The organism is Pseudomonas lundensis, from assembly GCF_015377145.2.
Classification (GTDB): Bacteria; Pseudomonadota; Gammaproteobacteria; order Pseudomonadales; family Pseudomonadaceae; genus Aquipseudomonas; species Aquipseudomonas lundensis.
Genome location: NZ_CP062158.2, coordinates 1985016 through 2007333, shown reverse-complemented (window position 1 = coordinate 2007333; position 22318 = coordinate 1985016). Strand labels below are relative to the sequence as shown.

Below are 22318 nucleotides of genomic sequence, written 5' to 3'. Positions count from 1 at the left end.
TTTTCCAAGGGCGCTCGCCATGACCTCTCCCAAAACGCCGCTAGAAGCCGAGTCCCAGAACAGCGATCTGGTCTTTGGTCTTGAGGACCGCCCCAAGCCGTGGATCGGCTTTCTGGCGGCCCTGCAACACTTGCTCGCGATCATTGTTCCGATCGTGACCCCCGGCCTGCTGATCTGTCAGGCGTTGGGCGTGTCCAGTCGCGACACCAACCTGATTGTCTCGATGTCGTTGGTGATTTCGGGGATCGCCACATTTGTGCAGTGCAAACGCTTCGGCCCGTTCGGTGCTGGCTTGCTGATTGTGCAAGGGACCAGTTTTAACTTCGTCGGCCCGTTGATCGCGGGCGGCGCGTTGATGGTCAAGCAAGGCACGCCCGTCGAAAGCGTGATGGCGGCGATCTTTGGCGTGGTGATTGCCGGTTCGTTCGTTGAAATGGGCATCTCGCGGGTGCTGCCTTTCGTCAAGCGCATGATTACCCCGCTGGTGACCGGCATCGTGGTGTTAATGATCGGCCTGACGCTGATCAAGGTCGGCCTGATCAGCATGGGCGGCGGCTTCACCGCCATGGGCAATGGCACGTTCGCCAATGGCGAAAACCTGATGCTGTCAGGCGTGGTGCTGGCGATCATCGTGATCCTCAACCGCATCCCGCTGGTGTGGATGCGCAGCTGCGCCATCGTCATCGCACTGGCGGTGGGCTATGCGCTGGCAGGCTATCTGGGGCGTCTGGATTTTACCGGCATGCACCAGGCCGAGCTGTTTCAAGTGCCGGTGCCACTGCACTTTGGCCTTGGGTTCTCGTGGGCACTGTTCATTCCGATGCTGGTGATTTACCTCGTCACTTCGCTGGAAGCGATTGGCGATGTGACGGCCACCAGTAAAGTGTCACGCCAGCCCGTCGAAGGCCCGGTGTGGATGCAACGTATCAAGGGCGGCGTACTGGTCAACGGGGCCAACTCGCTGCTGGCCGGTATTTTCAACACCTTCCCCAGCTCGATCTTTGCCCAGAACAATGGCGTGATTCAGCTGACCGGCATTGCCAGCCGCCACATCGGCGTCTGGATTGCCGCCATGCTGATCCTGCTCGGCCTGTTCCCGAGCGTGGCCGGGGCGATTCAGGCGGTGCCCGAGCCGGTACTGGGCGGTGCAGCCATGGTGATGTTTGGCGCGGTGGCCGCATCGGGCATTAACATTCTGGCCAGCATCACCCTGGACCGTCGTGCGCTGCTGATCATTGCCGTGTCGCTGGCGCTGGGCCTGGGCGTGTCGCAAGTGCCTGAGTTCCTCGCCCACATGCCGGCGGCGTTACGCAACGTATTGGAGTCGGGCGTGGCGACCGGCGGTATCTGTGCGCTGCTGCTGAACTGGTTCTTGCCGGAAGCCGAGCAAAAACCAGGCATTTAAGTTGATAACCGGGCAGGCTCCCCGCTGATCCTGCCCGGTTATGAGACTCACCCCACACGCTGGCGACATGCCACATTCCAGGCTTTTCCTCTTCCGGCGCTTCCAGTACTCTTTTTCCATCCCCCAGCCTGGAACAGGCGTCGATATGAATACCTACGGAAAACGACTGCAGCAGGAACGCATGCGCCTGGGCCTGACGCAACAGCAACTGGCGCAGGCCGGTGGAGTCGGTCGGCACGCGCAAAGCCTGTATGAGCGTGACATCACCCTGCCCCGCGCCAACTACCTGGCGGCCATCACACTGGTCGGAATCGACGTGTTGTTCGTCCTGACCGGCCGCCATACCCCGCACCCGCCTCACCCGCACACCGAAACACCCGGTAATGGCCAGCTCAGCGAGCGCTGAGTGTCAGGCCGCGTGTACCCAGCGTCGATGCAGGCCACGGGCCAGTGCATCCAGCGCAAACCCCAGCACACCGATCAACAGCACCATGGCCATCAGTTCTGAATAGGCCAGCCGGTCGCGGGTGTCGAGAATGAAATAACCCAGCCCCGCACTCACGCCGAGCATTTCGCAAGGCACCAGCACGATCCACAAAATCCCGATGGAAAGCCGGACCCCGGTCAGCACATGCCCCAACACACCGGGCAGGATCACCCGGCGCAAGGTTTCCCAACGGGTAGCACTCAAGCTGCGACTCAGTTGCAGCCAGCGCGGGTCCAGTTGGCGTACCCCCGCAATGGTATTGAGCAAAATCGGCCACACGGCGGCAAAGGTCAGCAAGAAGTAGATGGGCTGATCGCCCACGCCCATCAGCATCACCACCACTGGCATCCAGGACAGCGGCGAGATCATGCGCAGGAATTGAAAGGCGGGTGTGGTGGCGGCCTCCAGATTGCGCGAGCCGCCTATCAGCAGCCCTAATGGCACGCCGATCAATAACGCCATCACCAGGCTGACCACGATGCGCTTTAGGCTCACCCCAACGTTTTCGTACAACTGGGCGCTGCCCAGTAATTCGTACAAGCTGACAAACGTGGCTTGCGGCGAAAAGCGGGCCGCCAGCCCCTGTTCACTGCCCAGCCACTCGACACCCAGCCACCAGGCCAGCAACAGGCTCAACAGCCCTGCGCCACCCAGTAGCCATTGCCGCGCGGAGGAAGGTGCCGGGCCAGTCAAAAGCCAAACTCCTCGGTGCGTTCAAAGCTGTCTGGCAAACCGAATGCCTTGAGCCCGCCCACGGCGGCGATGCTGTTTTTGACGAAGCGGTCATCGACCAGATCGGTCGCCACATGCGCGGGGTCCAGGCCAGCCAAAAACTGATTGTCGCCCTGAATCAGCGTGTGCTTGAGCCGCGTGACCAGCTCTTCGGTATAGCTGGCAAAGGGATAAGGCTGAAAATCAATGCGCTGTTCATCCCAGTCGCCATGCTGAATCGCCCCCGCCGCTTCATAGCGCGCGCGATCGCTGGCGGCAGGCGCCAGGACTTTTTGCAGCACGGCACTGCTGTGCGGCGTGTACCGGTTTTCTCCGTCCTTGGCCAGCAACTGGGCGGCGGCCTGTCGGTTATCGCGGGTCCAGAGCTGTGCCTTGACAATGGCGTTGACCACTTTTTGCGACCATTCAGGCCTGTTGTTCAGGTCATGCTCGTGCATGAATACCACACAGCACGCGTGATTGCGCCACAGGTCGCCGGTGAAACGCTGTACGCGGCCGACGTTCAAGTCTTCGGCCAAGGCATTGAACGGCTCGGCCACGATGTACCCGGCGATGCGCTTGGTCGCCAAAGCGGGCGGCATGTCGGAAGGCGGCATGACCACCAGGTTCACTTCATTGGCGGCCAGCGTGCTGCCTACCGGGCGTGTGACCGGTTGCAAGCCGTTGTCGCGAAACAGCTGTTGCACCACCACGTTGTGGATCGAGTACCAGAACGGAATCGCGATGGATTGCCCGCCCAGTTGCCGGACTTCTTGGATGTCGGGGGCTACGGTCAGCCCGGAGCCGCCCACGTGATTCCAGGCCACGACTTTGGCGGGCACTTTGCTGCCGTAACGCGCCCACACCGTCATCGGCGAGAGCAAGTGAATCACGTTGACCTGCCCGGAGATAAAGGCTTCGATCACCTGCGCCCAGCTGCGCAGCAACACAGGGCGCTCAGCCTTGATGCCCTCGGCCTCGAACAGGCCATTGTTGTGCGCCACCAGCAACGGCGTGGCGTCGGTGATCGGCAGGTAACCGATGCGCACCGGCGCATCCGGCTCGGCCGCCGCACGGGCCTGCAGGCTGCTGAGCATCGGCAAGGCGCCCGCCGCGGTGAGCATGGCGCTGAGTTTTAAAATGTCACGCCGAGTGTGTGTGAAGTCGTCCAGGCACATGTGCTAGCTCCAGCGAGTCGCGTAAAGGTTCAAGGTCAGGGGTGCGGCTCGCCCGCCGAAGGGTTTTGAGAATGTCGATGCGCAAAGCGCCCAGCTCATCGACCCGGTCTTCACGCGGTTGCGCAAGGTCAATGCGCCACTCACCGACGGTCCGCGCCGGGCTGTGGCCCAGTAGCAGAATCCGGTCGCTGAGCAGCAGGGCTTCGTCAATATCGTGGGTAATCAACAGCGCCGCCGTGTTGTGCCGCGCAATCACGCTGAGCAACAACTGCTGCATGTCGGCGCGGGTGACTTCGTCCAGCGCGCCAAACGGTTCGTCGAGTAGCAGCACTTGGGGCTGACGCGCCAGGCAGCGGGCCAGCGCCACCCGCTGGGCCATGCCGCCGGACAACTGCGCCGGGTACTGCCCCCTTGCGTGTTGCAAGCCTACTTCCGTAATGGCCTGATCGACCCGCGCCTTGCGCGCTGCGGCGGCCACTTTGGGCTGGCGGGCGAAATCCAGCCCGAAGGCGACGTTATGTTCAAGGTTCAACCAGGGCAACAGGCTCGGGTCCTGAAACGCCACCGCGACCCGGGGGTGCGGCGCGGTGACCGCTTCGCCCAACAGGCTCACCGTGCCTGAGTGCGGGGTTTGCAACCCTGCCAGCACCCGCAGCAGGCTGGATTTGCCCACCCCGCTTGGGCCCAGCACTGACACGATTTCTCCGGGTGCAAGTTGCAGGTCGAACCCCTCCAGTACCGATTGCCATCCCTGGCCCCGGGCATAGCCCAGGGTGATGTCACGCGCATCCAGCAAGACCGTGCTCATCACGCGCTGACCTTGGCCTGACGCAGCAACTCGGCCCGCAGTTGCACCAGGCTCGGGGTCACGATCGGCACAAAGGCCGACTCGCGCCAGCGTCGGGCGAACGCGCTGCCATGGGCGCACAGGTAGGCTTTGCCGCCGCTGGCTTGCAGTTCGAACTGCACCGCGCTGGCCGTGGCTTCTGCCAAGGCAATGCGGATGTTAAACAGGGCCGCCGGGTTCGTCAGGAACCGACCCTCCAGCAGGCCGGTTTTCAAGGCGTCCACCTGAGCTTCCAGGTGCGTCTTTTGTTCATTCAACAGTTCGAGCAAACCGGAGCGCGGACCTTGCAAGTGCGCTTCGGCCTCCTGCAACGAACGTCGTGCCAGGCCGATCGACAGCCCGCATTGCAGGCCTAAAAACGCCGGGCGCACGGCAGGTAGAAAGACTTTGGCGTTGTCGTGCAACAACCATTCTTGGGCGACCTGCACCGCCTGGAAGTCGAGTGCGGCCGTGTTGCTTGACTGCAACCCCATCAATTCAAGGTCATCGGAACGCTGCAGGCCCGGCAAGCCGTCAGGGATTGCCAGCACAAAAGGCGCGCCGCCCTCTTCACGCTCAATGGCCGCCGCGACCACGAACCCGCTTTTGCGCAAATTAGTGACCCAGTGCAACCGACCGTCCAGCGCCCAGCCATTGGCGTGGGCACGGGCGCGCACTTGCAACGATTCAATCCCGGACAAAAATTTCATGGCGTTGGACAGCCCGGTGGCGCCCGCCAATTGGCCACTCAGCAAGTCAGGCAGCAAGCGTTCGCGCAGCCCGGTGTTGGGACTGTGCAACAGGTATTCGATAAAAGCGCGCTGGCCCCAAAACACAAAAGCCGAAGCCAGGGAATGGCTGGCAACGCTGGCCATTACTTCCAGTGCATCGGCCAGATTGCCGCCGGTGCCCCCCAGCTGTGGGCTGATGCCGACCCGTAGCACATTGGCCGATGCCAGTTGCGACAGGACGTGTTGCGGGTCACTGTGGCCGAGGTCCAGCGCCTCGGCTTCGGCATCCAGCCAATGACTCAGTACAGGGTCTAGCATGTCGATTTCTCCTTTAAATCGGGACCGCCGGATTACTCAGGACGGGTCCAGCTATAGCGCGCCAGTTCAGGGTTCAACGGCGTGCGGGCGAACACGTTAGCAAAATTGCACAAGGTTGCCAGGCTTACGCCCAGAATCACTTCCAGCGCCTGCCCTTCGGTGAAACCGGCGGCCTTGAATTCGCTGTACGTGGCGTCGCTGACGTCCCCGCGCTTGGCAATGACTTCGCGGGTAAACGCGGCCAGCGCTTCGAGGCGCTCTTCAGGCAGCTCAGTTTGCCCGCGCAGGGCGGTGACGACTTCGTCGGGCAGTTTGGCCTTGTTCTGCGCCACAGCGGTATGACCTGCGACACAGAAGTCGCACCCATGGCGCGTTGCTGCGATCAATTGCACCACTTCCCTTTCCGGCAGGGTTAGCTCAGCCTTGCCGTTGATGCCCGAAACCGTGACATAAGTCTCCAGTGCCGCCGGCGCATTGGCTAGAATCCCCAACAGGTTGGGAATGAACCCGGCATTTTTCTGTGCGGTTTCCAGATATGGCTTCGCGGCTTCGGGAGCCGAATCGAGGGTATGAAGCGTGACACGAGACATGAGTGACTCCTGCAAAAGGTGTCGGAACAGTCTGTTGGTTATAAAAATTTGATTCCATATTCTAAAGTAGCGATTACTTGCTTCTGAGTGTTTCCATTAGATGAATTCGTCCAGTCCCCTGATTGATTGGTTATTAGAAAGCCTTGAGCTAGACGCCAGCCTGTTCCATGTCGGGCGCTATTGCGGCGGATGGCACAGCAGCACTCACGGGCTGGCCCGTGCCAGTTTTCACGTCGTGGTACAGGGCCATTGCTGGCTACACGTGGAGGGGCAGGCTCACGGCGTGCAATTGAACGCCGGGGATGCGCTGTTTTTGCTGCAAGACCTGAACTACCGGCTTTCCAGCGCCAATGACGCCGGGCTGGCCGCGCAGTTGCCGCGTCAGGTCATGCAGGCACTCGATCCGCACGCCGACGAGGGCGTCGGATTGGTGTGCGGCTTTTTTCACTTTCAGCCGGGGCTGTCTGACCTGATCCTTGAAGCCCTGCCCGCCTGGTTGATCCTGCGTGCCAACGACCCGTCCTCCAGCGCGGCGCGCACTGTTTTCCAGTTGATTCTGGATGAGTGCGAGCGTGTGCCAGCCCCTTCAGCTGCCTTGCTGGAACGGTTGAGTCATTTGTTATTTTTGTACGTGCTGCGCCAGCAAGTCAGCCACAACCCCGACCTCGGCGGCCTGGTAGCCCTGGCGCGGCAACCGGCATTTTCTACCCTGTTGCAACAATTGATCGAACACCCCGAGCAGCCGTGGACCCTGGAAAACATGGCAGCGTGTACTGGCCTGTCGCGTTCGGCGTTTTTCAAGCGTTTTAGTGAACATGCCGGGCAATCCCCCGGTCATGTCTTACTGGCCTTGCGCATGCGCCACGCCTGCCAGTTGCTACAGACAGACCACACCGTCGAACAAGCCTGCGCAGCGGTGGGCTATCACTCCATTGCTGCGTTTACCCGGGCGTTCACCAAGTCCATCGGTGTGCAACCGGGCGCGTATCGCAAGCAGCATGAACGCCGCTGACCTCCCCCTTCGTTAACAGGAGACACCCGTGACAGAACCCGGCCCTACCCACCAGCAAGCCCTCGACCGTTTTCTTGCCGAACGCCCCGACCTGCGCGAGCAACTTGATCGCCTGAACCCCCTTGAAGCCCGCGCCGTCGGGCAGCCGCCAGAGGTGTATCGTCAGGAGCGACTGAACGAAGCGTTCGAAGCCGAAGCGGAGCGACTGGGCTTGTTCGCGTGGGAATTGACCCTGAAATTGACCAGTGACAGCGAGGCCGCCTTTGAAGCTCAACGGCTGGAAGTACACCGCGAAGTGGCGCAAATGGCAGGCATGGCGTGGGCCGATTATTGTGAGCTGTACGGGATCGTTGCCACTCCGCACTGAGGGCCCTACGCCTGCGGGTACCAGATGCTTGAACAGACTTTTTCCAGCAACGCCTTATTGTGGCTGAACACAATCAACCCCAGATCACGGCGCCGAACCTCGTCAAGCAGCACGTGCCACACCTGCGCCTGAATGTGCGCATCCAGTTGCGCGGTGACTTCATCGGCAATGAGAAAACGCGTGCGCGGGTCCAGCGCCCTGAGCAACGCAATACGCGCCAGTTCGCCACCGGACAATTCGTCAGGACGTCGTTTCAGCCACGCTGGGCTGATCGCCAGCCGGTCCAGCCACGCGGCCGTCGGAGACCAGGCATCGCGCAGGCTATCGCCCGTGCTGCGATAGGGGTTGAACGTCAGCTCCGGGTGTTGGGGCACCAGCTGGATCGGGCAGTAGCCCTGCTTCGCCAGCGGTTTTGCGTCCACGGTGATCCGCCCCGACGTCGCCCCCTGCCATTGCGCCAGCACCCGGCCCAGGGTGGTTTTGCCATAGCCACTGGGGGCCGAAATGCCCTGACGCTCCCCGGCGCTGACGTGAAACGATACCGAGTCCCACAGCCGCTGGCCGTTTTGCTCAATGGTCAGTTGTTGGACTTCAAGCATGGGGCGGGCACTCCGGTTGCGGCACACGCTGGTGAATGAATTGCTGCTCGGGCAACGCCGCCCACAGCGACTGCAACCAGGGGCTGGCGCCGTTATCGCGCAGCGCCTGCGCACTCACGGTTTCGTGCAATTGGCCGTGGTGCAACACCGCGATGGTGTCGGCAAACCGGGCGGCCAGTGCCAGATCATGGGTCACCCATAAAACCCCACGTCCTTGCTGGCAAAGGCGCTTGAAGTGATGCAGCAGTTGGCAGGCGTGTTCGTCATCGAGCCAGGCGGTGATTTCATCAGCAAGCAGGTAGCGGGCGTGGGTCAACGCCGCACCACTGGCCAGCACCCGTTTGGCCATCCCACCGGACAACCTGCGCGGATACGTGTCCACCAGCTCAGGTTGCAGGTTGTACTGCTGTAACTGTCGGGATACGTCATCCAGGCCCAGGGCGACGCCACTCAACCGCGCAGCCCTTTGTAACTGCGGGCCCACTTTAAGCAAGGGATTGAGGGCACTCACCCCTTGCGGGACGTAACACAGGGTTTTGCCCCGCTGATGGATTTTGTCGGTGTCACTCAGGCATTGCCCGTCCAGCCGGATCTCCCCGCGGCAGCGCATGTTGTCAGGCAGCAAACCCAGTGCACTTTGCAGCAACAGGCTTTTGCCTTCACCACTTGAACCCACCAGCGCGACCAGCTCACCGGGGCGCACGTCAAGGGTAATGTTGCTCAGCAACGGCTGCCAGGTGGTGTGGCCCAACCAGCGGTAGTGGGCAATGTCGATGGCCAGGCGGTTGAATGTCAGCATCAGGTGACCCTTATCCATAACTGCTGTAAAGCCCGCGCGAACTGGTCGAACACCAGCACCAGACTCACCAGAATCAAACCGGGGAAAAACGCCAGCCACCACGCGCCACTGCTCAGGTAACGCAGGGCGTCAGCCAGCAATAAACCCAGCGACGGGTCATGGGGCGCCAGCCCGAAACCCAGAAAACTCAGGGCCGCCGAGTGCAGCACCGCATGGGGGAACATCAGCAAGGTGCCGACAATCCATTGCGGCAGCAGTAACGGTAGCAAATGGTGACGCCAGCGATAAAAACTGCTGTTGCCCAACCGGTGCGACAGCATGACGAAATCACTTTCGCGGATTCGCAACAGCTCCCCGCGAAGAATCAAGGCCAGACGCGGCCAATGGGTCAGCGCAACCGCCAGAATCACCCCGTGTTTGCCGCCGCCGAGGGTGAAGCAGATCAACACCAGCAACAACAGATGTGGCAAGGACAACAGGCTGTCGATCAACCCGCGAATCAGAAAATCCAGGGTTTTGTTTACGGCACACAGGCTGGCGGCAAGCATGGCCAACACGCCACTGCTGAAGGCAGCAACGAGGCCAATGTGCAAACTGGTGGTCATGCCCTGAAAGCAGCGCGACCACAGGTCGCGGCCGAGGCTGTCGGTGCCGAACCAAAACTGCGTCGAGGGCGCCTGACGCCGCGCCAGCAAGTCCATGGAGACCTCGACACCCGACACCGAAATACCGTAGGCGACCAGCAGGATCAGCAGTAACAGTGAGGCACTGAGGCGTAACAGGGCGCGCTGAGGATTAAACGTCATGAATGGCGCACCGCCCCGCGGTTGAGGCGCAGTAATAGCGCGTTGGCAATGCTGTTGCCCGTGAACACCAGTACGGCGCAAAACATCACAATGCCCATCAGCAGCGGGATGTCGCCCCGTAAACCTGCGTCGATCGTGGCCTGGCCCAAACCCGGATACGCGAAAACTTTTTCGGCCAGCAAAGATCCACCAATCAATTCGCCCACCGACGCAAATTGCAGGCACACGGCAGGCGTCAGCGCGTGACGCAGTACATGGAACCTGATCAGCGGCCAGCCGTTGTCCCCTTGAGCGCGGGCATAACGAATGAACTCGCTGCCCATGACTTCAGCAACCCGCGAGCGAGTGTGCAATGCAATGTTGCCCACCCCCAATAATCCCAGCGCCAGCATGGGCAAAATCAGGTGATGCAATTTGTCACGCCAGGTCGCGGTCGCAGCGTCGCTGCCGGGCGTCCATGCACAACAAATCGGTGCCCAATTGAGGGTCACGGCAAACAGTGACAGCAGCAACAAACCGATCCAGAACGTGGGCAAAGACGACAGGACGTAAGACAACGTGGACAGCAGCCGATCAGGCCAACGATGTAAATAACGGCCGGCCGTGAGCCCCATTGCCAACCCGACGATTCCTGAGAACAGCCACGCCGAAAACAGCAACGCAAACGAGGTGGCAAAACGCTCGCCAATCACCTGTGAGACCGGTGCGTTGTACAGCATCGAATAGCCGAAATCGCCGTGCAGCATTTGCGTAAACCAATGCCAGAAGCGTTCCCACAACGGCAGGTCTAGCCCCCATCTCGCCGCGATCAAGGGGTATTGTTCGGGCGGCACGTGCAACAAATCGTTACCGATGTAAGCGCGGATCGGGTCGACCGGAGAAAAACTGAGCAATGTGAACGTGCCTGCGGCCGTCACCAGCAGCAAGCCCAGTAAGCGCACCACAAACCACGCGGCCTCACGGATCACTGGCAGGTCCATTTCCAGCCATCAAGGCTATTGAGCAATGACCAGGAGCCGTGAATTTCAGGGGCGCCTTTGCCTAAATCGATGCATTCATCGGCCAGATACGTGTGTTGCACATTAAGCAACCACGCCCAGGCAGCATCCCCTTTGACCCCGACGCCGGTTTTGCCGTCCCACTCCACCTGTTGCCAGAACGGCACCGCCTGCTGCCAGTTGGGCGCATCCAGTGCTTGCTGCAAGTGTTGATCGACCACCGGATTGCGGTAATAGCCGGGGTTGTAGTACTCCACGCCTGCGGCCTTGCTGCTGTAGTGGTGGTAAAGCTCCATCGGGTCGAGGCTGCCCCAGCCAAACAGCGTCGGGTTGGCGTGCATGTTGCGTTCAACGGTTTCCCAACTGCCAGATTGCAAATCCACAGCAATGCCGACGGGCTTGAGCATGGCGCGCACGGCCTGGGCCAGATCACGCCGCGTGGCATCACCGCTGGCATACCAGAGGGTCACTTTGGCTGGCAGACCGTTTTTTTCGCGCACACCCGTGGGGGTTTCGACCCATCCGGCGTCTTCGAGGATCTGCTTGGCTTTCGCGCTGTCGCCATCTTTGAAGGCGGCGTCGGGGTTATTCCACGGCAGGCCTTCAACGCCTGTAAAGGCGGGGATTGCGTGCCCTTCCAGCACCTGATCGGCCAACAATTGACGATTGATCGCGTAGTTGATGGCTTTGCGAATGGCCACGTCGGCAGTCACGTCATTGCCGATCGGGTAGCCCTGCGCGTCTTTTTTGCCAGAAGCCGTGGTTGGCAACACAATGCCGCGGTTCTCGACACTGGGACGAACCCAGAGCTTCATGCCCTGGGCCGGCGTGACCGCCAATGCCGGTGCAATCCGCACAATCCCCAACTGTTTGCTTTGTGCCGCGGCAAAGGCGCTGTCTTCATCCAGAAACACAAACACCAGCCGGGGGAAATCATTCTTGTGCCCGGCGTAATAGGGGTTGGCTTCAACAATCAATTGCTGACCCGGCTGATAGCTGACCAGCCGATAAGGCCCGGCACCAATCGGTTTTTGCGCATAGGTTTTGGCGTCGTACTGGTCAGCGGACACGATGCCCAATGAACCGAGCACATTGACGAAGGTGCTTTGCGCTGCCTTGAGCGCAATCCGCACAGTCAAGGGATCCACCGCTTCAGCCTTCAGAAAATTGCCCATGTCCACTTTGCCGCCGCTGGCCGCTGCATTGTTGTACGTGTAGGCAACGTCTTTGGCCTCAAGCGCCGAGCCATCGGAAAATTTCAGGCCCGGCTTGAGCGTCAGGGTCCAGGTTTTCCCGTCCTCACCCGTTTGATAATCACTGAGCAGAAAGCTGCTCCAGGACAGGTCTTCATTCTGTTTGAGCAAGGGGCTGTGCAGCAGCAAATAACTGCCATGACTCCACCCCAGCATGGGATCAAAACCTTCGGTGGGCTCATCGCCAATGGCCAGCTTCAATGTGCGCGCCTGCGCTGAATAAACTGGCGCAGCCAGTATTCCGAGCAAGGCCACTGTGATCCCTAGTGAGCGCATCCATGCGGGCCTGGACATTCATCCTCCAAAAAGAAATATCAACGTGGCTAACGCGCAACAGTTAAGCAGTGCTGCTTCAAATAGCCAGCCAGGCGGTAGATTGTTTGGGCGCCTCCTAACATCCAGTCACACTTGCGCGTCCCGGCAGAAACTGACCCTGCCCCCTCATTCAGGCGTTGAAAAAACAGCGCACACGGGTGTGTGCTATACCCATGGGTATGCATTTGCAGCGTTCAACGACTTCACTGACAGAGGTTCGCATGTTCAACGTACTCGCCAGTCACTTGAAAGATAAAAACGTCCATTCCATCAACGCCTTGCCCTCGAACAATATCGAACTGTTCGATTGCTACACCGGCATGGTCTTCGGCAAGCTATACCGCAGCTTCCCGCTGCCTGTCAGCATCAGCGCAGAAGACTTTATCGACTACAAAACCTTGCGCGCCGGCACCCGTGAAGCACTTGAAAAAGAAGAAAGCCTTTTCCTCGCCACCATCAAGTGGCTGGCTGACGTCGGTTACATCCACTTCGATGGCATGTCAGGGGTATCGTTTTTTGAGGTGATTTTGACCAACAACGGCTTGCTGATCCTGCGGGCCTTGCCACAAGCGGCCGAAGTAGGGTCTACCCTCGGTGAAAAAATGACCCAGAGCATCAATGAGGAAAACACCGACAGCCTACGCGGACTGGTAACAGAGGCCCTAAGCCTGGGCAGCCGCTTGATCAGCCCCATGATCCGTTCGGGGATTTGAACCACGTGCATTGATCGGCGTGCCATTGCATTAACGCCTGACTCGGTCTTTCCCCAGCATTGATCGGGGAGCGCAATGGCTTGCCTTCATAAACCGAATATTCTGAGTTTTTTAAGGTGGGTGAGAGACGAATAAGCCGAGATCTAGGCTCAATGGCGATGAGATATAAATCAAACAACGTATGCAAGTCTGCTCTGAGCAGCAAACCATTAGACACAACATCCGTGGTCTCCCCCTTATAAGGGTGGATATGGGCGGCTTCCAGAACTTCTATCTGCTGACAGGCTGTAATTACACAGCTATTTCCATAAGCCGCTAACAACTTTTTACGAAAGAGTGACTGCCCACGGCGAGTAACAATACTTGCTACCACCCTCTTGCGAGCATCTTCAATGCCTAAGGGGCTAAAAGCCCTTTCTTGATGAGCATCCTCTTCGGCCTGTTCCAATTCGCCATGAACTGCACTTACCTCAGAGGGAAGACCTATTACATTTAGAAGTCGAGCCTTGATGGCCGAACCTATATTTTTTTGTGGCTTCAGACCTTGAACCCATGAAAGTCCGTGCTCTTGAAAAATCGAAGAAATATTTTGCATTCTTCGTTCGAAGGCGCCTGCATCTCGATCAAAGCGCACCGCTAGCTCGCGATAGACATGCGCTTTAACAATCTTCACATTCGCAGATTGTCCCTCCAGCAGTTTTCGATAAGCCTCAACCGATGCTTTGAGCTCTTCATCGCTCCACCCTCGCTGCATGTCAACTTCCTTAGCTTCAACGCATGACCGTCTAAAGTAGGAGAATTTACCCTGACAGATAAGACTTAGGTGAAGCATGTAAGAAAATTAACCATGATCCATAGCAAAGTAGGTCTGGACTACATCACGCCCTCCACCACCCGCCTCACTTTCAGCAACGCTTCGCGTAACGCAATCATGTCAACTGACCCCAGCGCCAGCCTGATTGCATGCGGAATATGGGCCGTGATCGCAAATGGCTCTGCGGTAGAAACAGAAACATGTTCGCTCATCAACATCATGGCTACCTGGTCGGCACGCACGTCCTCGGACAACGGTAACCAGATAAAGTAAGACGAGGGGTGGCGAAGGTACGGCAACCCTGACAACACTTCGTCAGCCAGATGTTGGCGTGCTTGAGCATCCTCCCTTTTTTGCGACTCCAGCAGACTGACGGTTCCATCATCCAGCCAGGCGGTTGCAATAGCGGTCATTACGCCCGGCACGTTCCAGACCGTCGCCCGGATCGCGCGCTCCAGCGCGCTAATGTGCTGTATCGGAGCGACAACAAACCCCACACGCAGCCCGGTCGCCACGCTTTTGGATAAGCCTGACACGTAGACCGTGCGTTCAGGCGCCAAGCTCACCATCGGCAACGGCGCTTTTTCGATCAAAAACGCGTAGGCCGCATCTTCAATGATGGTCAGGTCGTATTGCCGCGCAATGGATATCAGGTGGGCCCGTTGTTCGGTTCCCATGACCCAGCCCAGTGGATTGTGCAAGGTCGGCATGCAGTAAACAGCACGCACAGGACGGCCGCGGCACAGTCGTTCAAACGCATCCAGATCAGGCCCGTGAGCGGTGACAGGAATGGGCAAAACTTCTAAATGAAGACTTTGAGCCAGCACTTTGAAACCGGAATACGTCAAGGCATCCGCCGCGATGACGTCCCCCGGTTTCAACAGCGCCATCAGCGCTACGGCCAAGCCGTGCTGAGCCCCATTGACCATCAATACCTGCTCGGCCGGTGCGTCGATGCCGCGGGTCGCCAAGTGCCTGGCGACACTTGCCCGTTCATGCAGACGCCCGCCATGGGGCTGATAACGCAGAAGGGTTTGCAGATCTCCGCTGAGCGCCAATTGGCGCAGTGCCTGTCGCAAAAGGTCCGTCTGGCATGGTAATGAGGGGTAATTGAAATTCAAGTCCAGCATCCCCGACTCAAGGGGCGGCTGGTCTATGCCCTGCCCGGGCGGCAAAGCGGTTTCCCTGACGAAAGTCCCGCGCCCGGTCTCTCCGCTGACCAGCCCCATGGCCGCCAGTTCTGCGTACACGCGACTGGCCGTTGCCAAGGCCAGGCCATTGGCAGCCGCCAGTTGACGGTGCGTGGGTAAACGGGTGCCAGGGCCAAGACTGCCAGAACGTATGGCTGCGGCCAGGCGGTCGACCAGGTATTTGTAACGGGAGCGCGTCATTTCACTTTGTATCCATGACAATTTTTTGATTGTTTCGAATCATCAACCCTAGGATGCAACGCACGCAATTGAAACTTCCTGGACGCATCTTCGTCCTGGCGATGCACTCAACCTGTCACTCATCAGCTCAGGATTTCACAGCATGGACAGCACCTGCGGGTCTACCAAACCGAACGATGACCGTATCAAACGCGGATGGATCAATGGATTCATCGGCGTTGTGATCTTTAGTGGCTCATTGCCCGCAACCCGTGTTGCGGTAATGGAGTTTGACCCCGTATTCCTGACGGTTGCCCGCGCAACCCTGGCAGGTCTGTTGGCAGTGTGCGCACTCGTGCTATTCAGAGAGCGGCGCCCTGTAAGAAATCAACTTCTCCCCCTGCTGATAGTCGCTATGGGCGTTGTCGTCGGATTCCCCTTGTTAACGGCATTGGCGCTCCAGCATGTGACCTCGGCACACTCGATTGTCTTCCTCGGCATGCTGCCTTTGGCCACTGCTGTATTCGGGGTCTTGCGCGGCGGAGAAAGGCCCCGACCGGCCTTCTGGCTGTTTTCGGTGCTGGGCTGTTCATTGGTGGTGGTCTACGCAATAGCGCAAGGCCTGAGGGCGTCGCTGCAAGGAGATGCGCTGATGCTGTGTGCTGTGTTGGTGTGCGGCCTGGGTTACGCAGAAGGCGCGAAACTCTCGCGAACCTTGGGGGGGTGGCAAGTCATCTCATGGGCGCTGGTGTTGTCATTACCGCTGATGGCCACGCTCAGTGGTTTCTATGCTCCACCTTCGTTCGCCGGCATCAGCCCGCAGGCATGGTTAAGCCTGGCCTACGTCTCGGTGTTCAGCATGCTGATCGGTTTCGTATTTTGGTACCGCGGGCTTGCTCAGGGAGGCATTGCGGCGGTAGGTCAACTCCAGTTATTGCAACCCTTTTTCGGTTTGGCGCTCGCCGCCTCGTTGCTGCAAGAGACCGTTAGCCCGGGCATGTTTGGGGTAACGGTCGCGGTGATCGCCTGTGTGATCGGGGCAAAACGGTGTGCGAAATAGCGCGCCACTTATCTTGCTGATAGACCGTGCAAGATCAACAGCGTCACTCAATCCGTGACGCTTCCGGTCTTTGCGGCCCCCGCTAAAGCAGGCACCCAGGCGTAACCTTTGAATGCGCGCTTTAGGCCTGGATAGTTTTTTGGAAGAAAGCTGCTCACGAACCATGCAACTTATTCTTACTGCCATTTTTAAATTAACTCCCTATCCCATTGATATCTCCTACAACTCCTGCCCAGAAGTCGGAAGGAAGCCTCCTGCAAAGCCAAGTAACCTTGGCGAACTGTAATTTCTGACAGGTTACAACGCTCAAATCAGCGCGTTATAAATCCCTCACATCGACACCCGTTTATTGCTGCCAAAAAGCGTCCGGCAGTGTGGCGGTGTCGATTCCGCATCCAGGCATGAGGGAGAAAACAACATGATCCGTCAACGTCCGCTCCAACCAGAGCAGCGCAGTCAGGCTTTTCATTCATACGATGAAGAGGCTACGGAGAACGTCAAATTGACCCCAAGGGAAAAGGAAGTTTTACAGTGGAGTTTGCTTGGAAAGTCCTCATGGGACATCGCTCGAATCGTCGGTTGTACAGAGGCCGGTGTGAATTTTCATTTTTACAACCTGAGACGAAAATTCGGTGTGTCGTCACGTCACACTGCCGCCCTCAAAGCGGTGCAACTCGGGCTGATCACGTTTTCTTAAATGCCTCATGGCAATACGGAGCGCGTCAGTGCTGAGCCTCATTGTGGCGGATGATCATCCCGTGGTTGTGCAAGGGGCGATGATGGCGTTATCGGGGCAGTTGGACGCCTCATACAGCATTACTGGCCATGCCTTCGGCACAGACGACCTGATCGAGAAACTTCAACGCTACCCGTGCCAGGTGCTGATTACTGATTATTCGATGCCACGGGGTAGCCAGCCGGACGGTCTGGCACTCATCAGCTACATTCGTCGGCATTTCGAACCGGTAAAAATTATCGTTATGACCATGCTGAACAATCCTGCGGCGTTGAAAGCGTTGTTGGGATTGGGCGTCGTCGGTCTGTTTGACAAACACAATGATTTATCCGAGTTGGTCCATGCCGTACGCGTTGTGAGCAAAGGCAAACGTTACATTAGCCCTACCTTTGTAAAAGCGCTTGATGGGCAGTCTTCTTCCACAAAGCACTTGCCTAATGGCTTGTTAGTGGCTCTCTCGCCCAAAGAAATTGAAGTTGTAAGACTATTCATCTTGGGGCATTCCGGCCGCCAGATTGCTACGCGACTCAGCCGTAGCGAAAAGACCATCAGCCGCCAAAAGCGCATGGCAATGAATAAACTTGGACTCGCGCGTGACAGCGCACTGGTGGAGTGGGCAGCAGGGATGGGGCTCAAATTTTGAAAACCCCAGCAAGCGCTTATTAGTGCGTCGCTGATCGCGGACATCTGCCCTTGCATCCACTTGCCAACCCTTGGTCATACCGCTACTGTCAGGCCCATGGATCACCTACGCATTGCCTTGACTACGACGACCACGACCGCCAAAGGCGGGTCGTGAGAGGTGACGTGAGTCCATAACGCACGAACTTCAAAGGCCCGCCAGTGATGGTAAGGGCCTTTTCTTTTGCCCTTGTGTCTCTGGCCACAACGCAAGGAAAGCACCATGCATGCCCTGTTAATTCTCGATATGCAGGTTGGATTACTGCATGGCCCGGACAAACCACTGGCCAGCGAAGCACTGATTACAACGTTGAACGCGCTCATGAGCAAAGCTCGGATTGCGGGCGCACCTATTTTCCTGGCGCGCCACATTGGTCCACCTGGTTCACCGATCGAACCTGCAAGCCCGCTGACGCAACTGGTGCCGGAGTTGGTGTTAAAGGGTGAGGAAGTCATCTTCGAGAAAACACGCCCTGACGCCTTTACCAAAACAGAGCTGGCTGATCAGCTACAGGCGTTTGGCGTTGAAGGCGTGGTCATCACGGGTATGAAAACCCAATATTGCGTTGACAGCACCTGCCGTGCTGCAAGAGACCTTGGATTCGACGCCGTGTTGATAGCCGATGGTCATACATGCAGTGACACGCCCACCCTTAAAGCAGAGCAGATTATCGCCCATCACAATGCGACCCTTGCGGGGCCATTCTGCCGTGTCGTAACCGCTCAGGAATGGGTGTTCTAACACCTGTAGACAGATCGGCCCTGAATAGGGCTGATCTGGGGACTTGTGACGCACCCGGTTCATACCCATTTTCGTTACACACTAAACGTTAAACGGGCCTTCACCTCCACGTCCTTCAGACCGCTACTTTTTACCCGCTTCCCACTTAACTGCTACGGTCTGCCCACACGCCCCCACCTGCGGCACCAGGTGAATATCAGCACGCCGGTTGGCTATTCGACCCGGCTCACTATCGTTACCGGCGATGGGTCGGCTGGCCGCGAGTCCTTGAACAGCAATGCAATTGTCGGCAATACCTTTCATACGCTGCATCCAGTCACGCACGGCTGAGGCTTGAGCGTGAGACCAGCGCAGAGTGCGTTCAGCATCGCCGGATGCATAGGTGGGCAAAGCCTATGGCTCTGAAACTATGACCAGAAGACAAATCACTGTTCAAGCACGTATTGCCTGCCTTTGTAAGGTGTGCCTTATGGAAAATATTTGTGTGAGAGTAATTTTCCAGACATGAAAAAGCCCAACTCGCGAAAGTTGGGCTAAGTCATTGAATAATATGGTCGGGACGGAGTGATTCGAACACTCGACCCCTAGCACCCCATTCAAGCTTGTATCTCTACAGGCCTCTAAATTCAGGGCTTCGCGCTTGGCGCTCGCTGCAACGATGCCCAACAGTGCTGAACCGCGAGTGACAAGGTCACTCGAAAAGTCACTCGCCTTTTTGGCCCCCGGCCGGCCGAACACTATTTCAAACCTACCAGCATAAAATCCTCTCCATCCGGCTCTGCATAGCCTTCTATGATGGATTGGACCGATACCGTCTAAAACACACAATAATAAAGGCCTCCAGAGCATTAGAGTCTTTCTCGTACCAGTTCTGTACCACACTGTTCCCTGACGCCTTCGAATATTTGCTTGAGCAGACGACACTGCAAATGGTGATAGTGGTGTTACCGCACAAGCAAACTAGCCTTATCTATGCGAAAAGTTCTGGATTACGAAAGACCTCGCACATATGCACACGGACGGCCTCAGGTCTTCCCCAAATTTCGTTAAGTGTGAAGGATTTATTGAATATTGTGATGCCGAGACCTTCTGCTGTCATTTCACCTTGATTCTCTGGGGCGACTATCACAGCTAGAGCCATTCCAGTGATATAGCTTGAAGGAAGATTCCAACTGTCACGACCGATTTGCATGCCAGTGCCATTATTGAATGATAAGCGCGGATCTAGCTCTCCCTCATGTGCGATTGACGTTCTACCGAACGTATACAGTGCGCGCTCAAAAGTCATTCCGTCAAACATACAACCTTTGAAAACATTTCCAGTTCCAACGGCGGAAATGAGAACTTCTTCGTCTTTCAGAAAGTTCTTAATCCTGCTACCGACTCCTTCGTTAGAGCGTCGCTTCTTTGCAGTTTTATCAATCGCAGGAAATAGTTGGACTAACGCACCTTCAAAGTCATTAATTTGAAGTCGTTCAATGCATTGTTGAAGACGACGGCTTACGCCTGTGGGACTACTCACTATGAACACCTCACTTATATAGGCACCTGATGGTGCATTACTCTCTGAGCGGGCTTGGTTGATAACATTCCGTAGCCATCGCGTTTATCCAAAAGGTTGCCATACAGCCTTGTGTCGAATTCGACCAAGGCAGTATAGGCAGCCTCGCACGGCAATCTCAGATTTATTAAAGTAGTCTGCTATCCGTCCAAGGCATCGCGTGATCAGCTTCCCGAGCTGATCACGCGGGTTCGATTCCCGCCCCCGCTCCACTATTTTCAAAGCCTACAGTTCTGCTCACCCATTACCGAATCCCTATGGGGGCCGTATTGGGGGACGTTTGATAAGAACTGACGCAAATAGCCACAAAGCCTGACGCCACGCCCCATATAGGTGCCAATCCTAAAATCTGTGGGGGACAAAAAATAGAGCGATATTAGCTATACGCCTTCTCGAATCAGGCTACAGCCCTTACACAGCAAGGTTTCCAGTCATTCTTGGATTTAGCTATATTGAAGCGATATGGAAGCTATAGTATTACTTTTCTATACAGTAATATTTACCTTCCTTAAAGCCTAATGAATCCGGGGGTTTGGCAAAATATCGCTGTTTATATAGCTACCATATCGCTATCGCTTGCTAGATGGAGAGCCCAGTAAAACCGGGGCCTCTAGACCTCCTTTCGTAGCGTCTAGCTAATATCGCTAGTTTTTCTACCCCCCCTCTTTTCAAGACGAATCTCACTGATTCAGTCACGAATTGGCCGCAACGATCGAAGTGATGAGTGTTGATTTGTCCGGCGATAAAAGCGTAGGCTTGCACCGTCGCTGCCAATTCAGCGACCGGGCTTGGTAACCCGATCAGTAAAGGCGCAACAGCGCCCCCATCACAATTGCAGGCGCTTTTTTTGCGTCTGCAGTTCTGTGTTATGGCGGCTGTGTGCGGGAGGTCTTCGGACCTGCCGGGTTCCTTTACCCCGGTTTACCAACCTGTGCACAGCTGCCACCCATTCGCTTGGTAACGAACGTGGCAGCTCCAGCCTTGTAAAGGAGCTACGCCCATGACCGCCCTCATTCCGTCCAAGATCCGCGCCCAGACGCACCGTCGCATGGCCCTGGCCGCTCTACACGCAGACTCCTCGCTTTCCGTACGCCTCAAGCGCTACAACCAACACATGGCTCTAGTCCGCACACTGGAAGCGCAAGGCGGTGTGCAATGAGCCGCCCCTACAGCCTTACCGAAGACGAGTTCGACAAGTTGCGCCGGGTGCAAGATTCCATTCAGTTGGTGACGATCTTGCTAGAAGAGGTCCAGCGGCCGAACTCGATGACACCGCAGATGATGGCGTCTTTCATGGCGCTGCTGGGCGAGGACATGGGCGGTGTGCTGCAGTCGGCCGGAATGACGTTTTCTACCCAACTGGGACAGAGGAGATAACCATGCCCAAGAATTTGAGTATCACTGATCAGATAGCACTGTCCCAGCACCGCGTTTTCCTTTTGAAGGAGCTGAATCGAAACAGGAACACTGTAATTCGCTCGGCGGTTTATGAGCAACTTGCTCATTTTTCTGAGCTGCTTGGCTTATCGCTACCGGCCCTCAACACCATCGGTTTGCCTGAACAATCAGCCGACGAAGCCCTGGCCCCGCTCTGGTCAGCACTCGACCTGCTCGACGGCAAAGGCGAGCCTTACAATCATTCGGCGACCCCTGATTCGATACTTGCGCTCAACGTCAAAGATCTACAAATCCGGTTAGACAAACACCGCTGCGGACTGGTCATCGATTCGGCGTTACGAAGGCTGCTGGTGAAGTCTGAAAGCCCCAAGGTCATCGAGACGAACCGAAGCGTAGCCAGTGTGCTATCCAGGAAAACAGTCAGGTGCATGATCTTCGAACCTCGCAATTAGCCGTGCAATGCGGTGACAATGGCAGATCGGCCTGCGAGCCATGTGATACAAGGCTTGCAGGCAACCTTCTGATAAATTTATCCCCTCGAAAACCAGCAGCTATCTGACCGCTCACGATTTTGAAAACTATATAAAACGAAGGTTTTTAAAGTTTTCTCCCAATGAAACCGGTGGTTCCAGCATTACCCAGTCCGTGACCTCCCAGAGCGCCGAAGTGCTACCGCGCATCATTTCCCTGCAAAACTTTGCATTCTGTGCAATGACCGATCCCCTGCCGAGCCCCACGGCCCGCCTAGGCTGCAGGTTCGTTTGCACTAAATCTAGATTTGCACAAAAAAAGGACACAAGGCCCGTCGGCGGGAGGGGATAAGTGCTTTTTCATAAAAAAATTGTGCT

25 protein-coding genes are annotated in these 22318 nt (G+C 57.2%); 12 read left to right on the top strand and 13 right to left on the bottom strand.

Translation table 11 applies throughout. From position 1 onward, the window contains the following. Positions 1–19 precede the first annotated feature (19 nt). On the top strand, positions 20–1405 hold the full coding sequence (locus IF654_RS09560) for a nucleobase:cation symporter-2 family protein (RefSeq protein ID WP_047275093.1): 1386 nt from the start codon (positions 20–22) through the stop codon (positions 1403–1405). A 145-nt stretch (positions 1406–1550) separates the two neighbouring features. Continuing rightward, positions 1551–1811: a helix-turn-helix domain-containing protein gene (locus tag IF654_RS09555; RefSeq protein WP_047275095.1), complete on the top strand. Its 261-nt coding sequence runs from the start codon at positions 1551–1553 to the stop codon at positions 1809–1811. A gap of 3 nt (positions 1812–1814) precedes the next feature. On the opposite strand, the gene IF654_RS09550 is transcribed toward IF654_RS09555, so the two are convergent. Genes IF654_RS09550 through IF654_RS09530 form a run of 5 tightly spaced genes read right to left on the bottom strand, consistent with a single transcriptional unit; the run spans position 1815 to position 6246 of the window. Then, positions 1815–2585, bottom strand: a complete 771-nt coding sequence (locus IF654_RS09550; RefSeq protein ID WP_047277497.1) for an ABC transporter permease — start codon at positions 2583–2585, stop codon at positions 1815–1817. Beyond that, positions 2582–3781 carry an ABC transporter substrate-binding protein gene (locus IF654_RS09545; RefSeq protein WP_047282538.1) on the bottom strand — a complete coding sequence of 400 codons (1200 nt, stop codon included), beginning with the start codon at positions 3779–3781 and terminating at the stop codon, positions 2582–2584. Before IF654_RS09545 ends, IF654_RS09550 begins: the two co-directional genes overlap by 4 nt. Continuing rightward, positions 3747–4589 (bottom strand): ABC transporter ATP-binding protein, encoded by an 843-nt coding sequence (locus tag IF654_RS09540; protein ID WP_083333879.1) that lies wholly within the window; start codon positions 4587–4589, stop codon positions 3747–3749. The genes IF654_RS09545 and IF654_RS09540 overlap by 35 nt, the downstream gene beginning before the upstream one ends. After that, positions 4589–5656 (bottom strand): acyl-CoA dehydrogenase family protein, encoded by a 1068-nt coding sequence (locus IF654_RS09535; protein WP_047275103.1) that lies wholly within the window; start codon positions 5654–5656, stop codon positions 4589–4591. Before IF654_RS09535 ends, IF654_RS09540 begins: the two co-directional genes overlap by 1 nt. A 32-nt stretch (positions 5657–5688) precedes the next feature. Beyond that, positions 5689–6246, bottom strand: a complete 558-nt coding sequence (locus IF654_RS09530; RefSeq protein WP_047275105.1) for a carboxymuconolactone decarboxylase family protein — start codon at positions 6244–6246, stop codon at positions 5689–5691. 100 nt (positions 6247–6346) lie between these two features. On the opposite strand from IF654_RS09530, the gene IF654_RS09525 reads away from it, so the two are divergent. Next, positions 6347–7258: an AraC family transcriptional regulator gene (locus IF654_RS09525; RefSeq protein ID WP_083333880.1), complete on the top strand. Its 912-nt coding sequence runs from the start codon at positions 6347–6349 to the stop codon at positions 7256–7258. Between the two features lie 28 nt (positions 7259–7286). Next, a complete protein-coding gene (locus IF654_RS09520; protein ID WP_094988088.1) occupies positions 7287–7625 on the top strand; it encodes a DUF6388 family protein in 339 nt (112 codons plus the stop codon). A gap of 5 nt (positions 7626–7630) precedes the next feature. On the opposite strand, the gene IF654_RS09515 is transcribed toward IF654_RS09520, so the two are convergent. From IF654_RS09515 to IF654_RS09495, 5 genes are read right to left on the bottom strand one after another with little or no spacing between them, the layout of a single operon-like run. Continuing rightward, positions 7631–8224 (bottom strand): ATP-binding cassette domain-containing protein, encoded by a 594-nt coding sequence (locus IF654_RS09515; protein ID WP_094988089.1) that lies wholly within the window; start codon positions 8222–8224, stop codon positions 7631–7633. After that, entirely contained in the window at positions 8217–9023 is an 807-nt protein-coding gene (locus IF654_RS09510; RefSeq protein ID WP_094988090.1) for an ATP-binding cassette domain-containing protein, read from the bottom strand. Before IF654_RS09510 ends, IF654_RS09515 begins: the two co-directional genes overlap by 8 nt. Further along, the gene (locus tag IF654_RS09505) at positions 9023–9829 is read right to left on the bottom strand and encodes an ABC transporter permease (RefSeq protein WP_194862528.1); all 807 of its coding nucleotides are present in this window, start codon (positions 9827–9829) and stop codon (positions 9023–9025) included. Before IF654_RS09505 ends, IF654_RS09510 begins: the two co-directional genes overlap by 1 nt. Then, complete coding sequence (locus tag IF654_RS09500) at positions 9826–10809, bottom strand: ABC transporter permease (protein WP_230683774.1); 984 nt, start codon at positions 10807–10809, stop codon at positions 9826–9828. Before IF654_RS09500 ends, IF654_RS09505 begins: the two co-directional genes overlap by 4 nt. Then, complete coding sequence (locus IF654_RS09495) at positions 10794–12374, bottom strand: ABC transporter substrate-binding protein (protein ID WP_047277519.1); 1581 nt, start codon at positions 12372–12374, stop codon at positions 10794–10796. Before IF654_RS09495 ends, IF654_RS09500 begins: the two co-directional genes overlap by 16 nt. A 242-nt stretch (positions 12375–12616) precedes the next feature. Here IF654_RS09495 and IF654_RS09490 point away from each other — a divergent pair, with 242 nt between their 5' ends. Continuing rightward, positions 12617–13108, top strand: a complete 492-nt coding sequence (locus IF654_RS09490; protein ID WP_194862529.1) for a hypothetical protein — start codon at positions 12617–12619, stop codon at positions 13106–13108. On the opposite strand, the gene IF654_RS09485 is transcribed toward IF654_RS09490, so the two are convergent. Further along, positions 13080–13862, bottom strand: a complete 783-nt coding sequence (locus IF654_RS09485) for an HNH endonuclease (protein ID WP_194862530.1) — start codon at positions 13860–13862, stop codon at positions 13080–13082. The two genes, IF654_RS09490 and IF654_RS09485, sit on opposite strands and share 29 nt — an antisense overlap. A 119-nt stretch (positions 13863–13981) precedes the next feature. Next, on the bottom strand, positions 13982–15313 hold the full coding sequence (locus IF654_RS09480) for an aminotransferase-like domain-containing protein (protein ID WP_169896009.1): 1332 nt from the start codon (positions 15311–15313) through the stop codon (positions 13982–13984). A gap of 142 nt (positions 15314–15455) precedes the next feature. Between IF654_RS09480 and IF654_RS09475 the strand changes: the two genes are divergently transcribed. From IF654_RS09475 to IF654_RS09460, 4 genes are all read left to right on the top strand, one after another. Next, on the top strand, positions 15456–16352 hold the full coding sequence (locus IF654_RS09475) for a DMT family transporter (protein ID WP_047280388.1): 897 nt from the start codon (positions 15456–15458) through the stop codon (positions 16350–16352). Between the two features lie 418 nt (positions 16353–16770). Further along, entirely contained in the window at positions 16771–17049 is a 279-nt protein-coding gene (locus IF654_RS09470) for a response regulator transcription factor (RefSeq protein ID WP_047275128.1), read from the top strand. Between the two features lie 28 nt (positions 17050–17077). Next, positions 17078–17731, top strand: a complete 654-nt coding sequence (locus tag IF654_RS09465) for a response regulator (protein ID WP_194862531.1) — start codon at positions 17078–17080, stop codon at positions 17729–17731. 261 nt (positions 17732–17992) lie between these two features. Beyond that, positions 17993–18511 carry a cysteine hydrolase family protein gene (locus IF654_RS09460; protein ID WP_047275132.1) on the top strand — a complete coding sequence of 173 codons (519 nt, stop codon included), beginning with the start codon at positions 17993–17995 and terminating at the stop codon, positions 18509–18511. Positions 18512–19481: 970 nt separating this feature from the next. Here the strand turns inward: IF654_RS09460 and IF654_RS09455 are convergent. Beyond that, entirely contained in the window at positions 19482–20033 is a 552-nt protein-coding gene (locus IF654_RS09455) for a hypothetical protein (RefSeq protein WP_230683773.1), read from the bottom strand. Between the two features lie 1039 nt (positions 20034–21072). On the opposite strand from IF654_RS09455, the gene IF654_RS09450 reads away from it, so the two are divergent. The 3 genes from IF654_RS09450 to IF654_RS09440 are packed head-to-tail and all read left to right on the top strand — an operon-like array spanning position 21073 to position 21922. Continuing rightward, positions 21073–21231: a hypothetical protein gene (locus tag IF654_RS09450; protein WP_194862532.1), complete on the top strand. Its 159-nt coding sequence runs from the start codon at positions 21073–21075 to the stop codon at positions 21229–21231. After that, positions 21228–21449: a hypothetical protein gene (locus IF654_RS09445; RefSeq protein WP_194862533.1), complete on the top strand. Its 222-nt coding sequence runs from the start codon at positions 21228–21230 to the stop codon at positions 21447–21449. Before IF654_RS09450 ends, IF654_RS09445 begins: the two co-directional genes overlap by 4 nt. Positions 21450–21451: 2 nt before the next feature. Next, positions 21452–21922 (top strand): hypothetical protein, encoded by a 471-nt coding sequence (locus IF654_RS09440; protein WP_194862534.1) that lies wholly within the window; start codon positions 21452–21454, stop codon positions 21920–21922. Positions 21923–22318 lie beyond the last annotated feature (396 nt).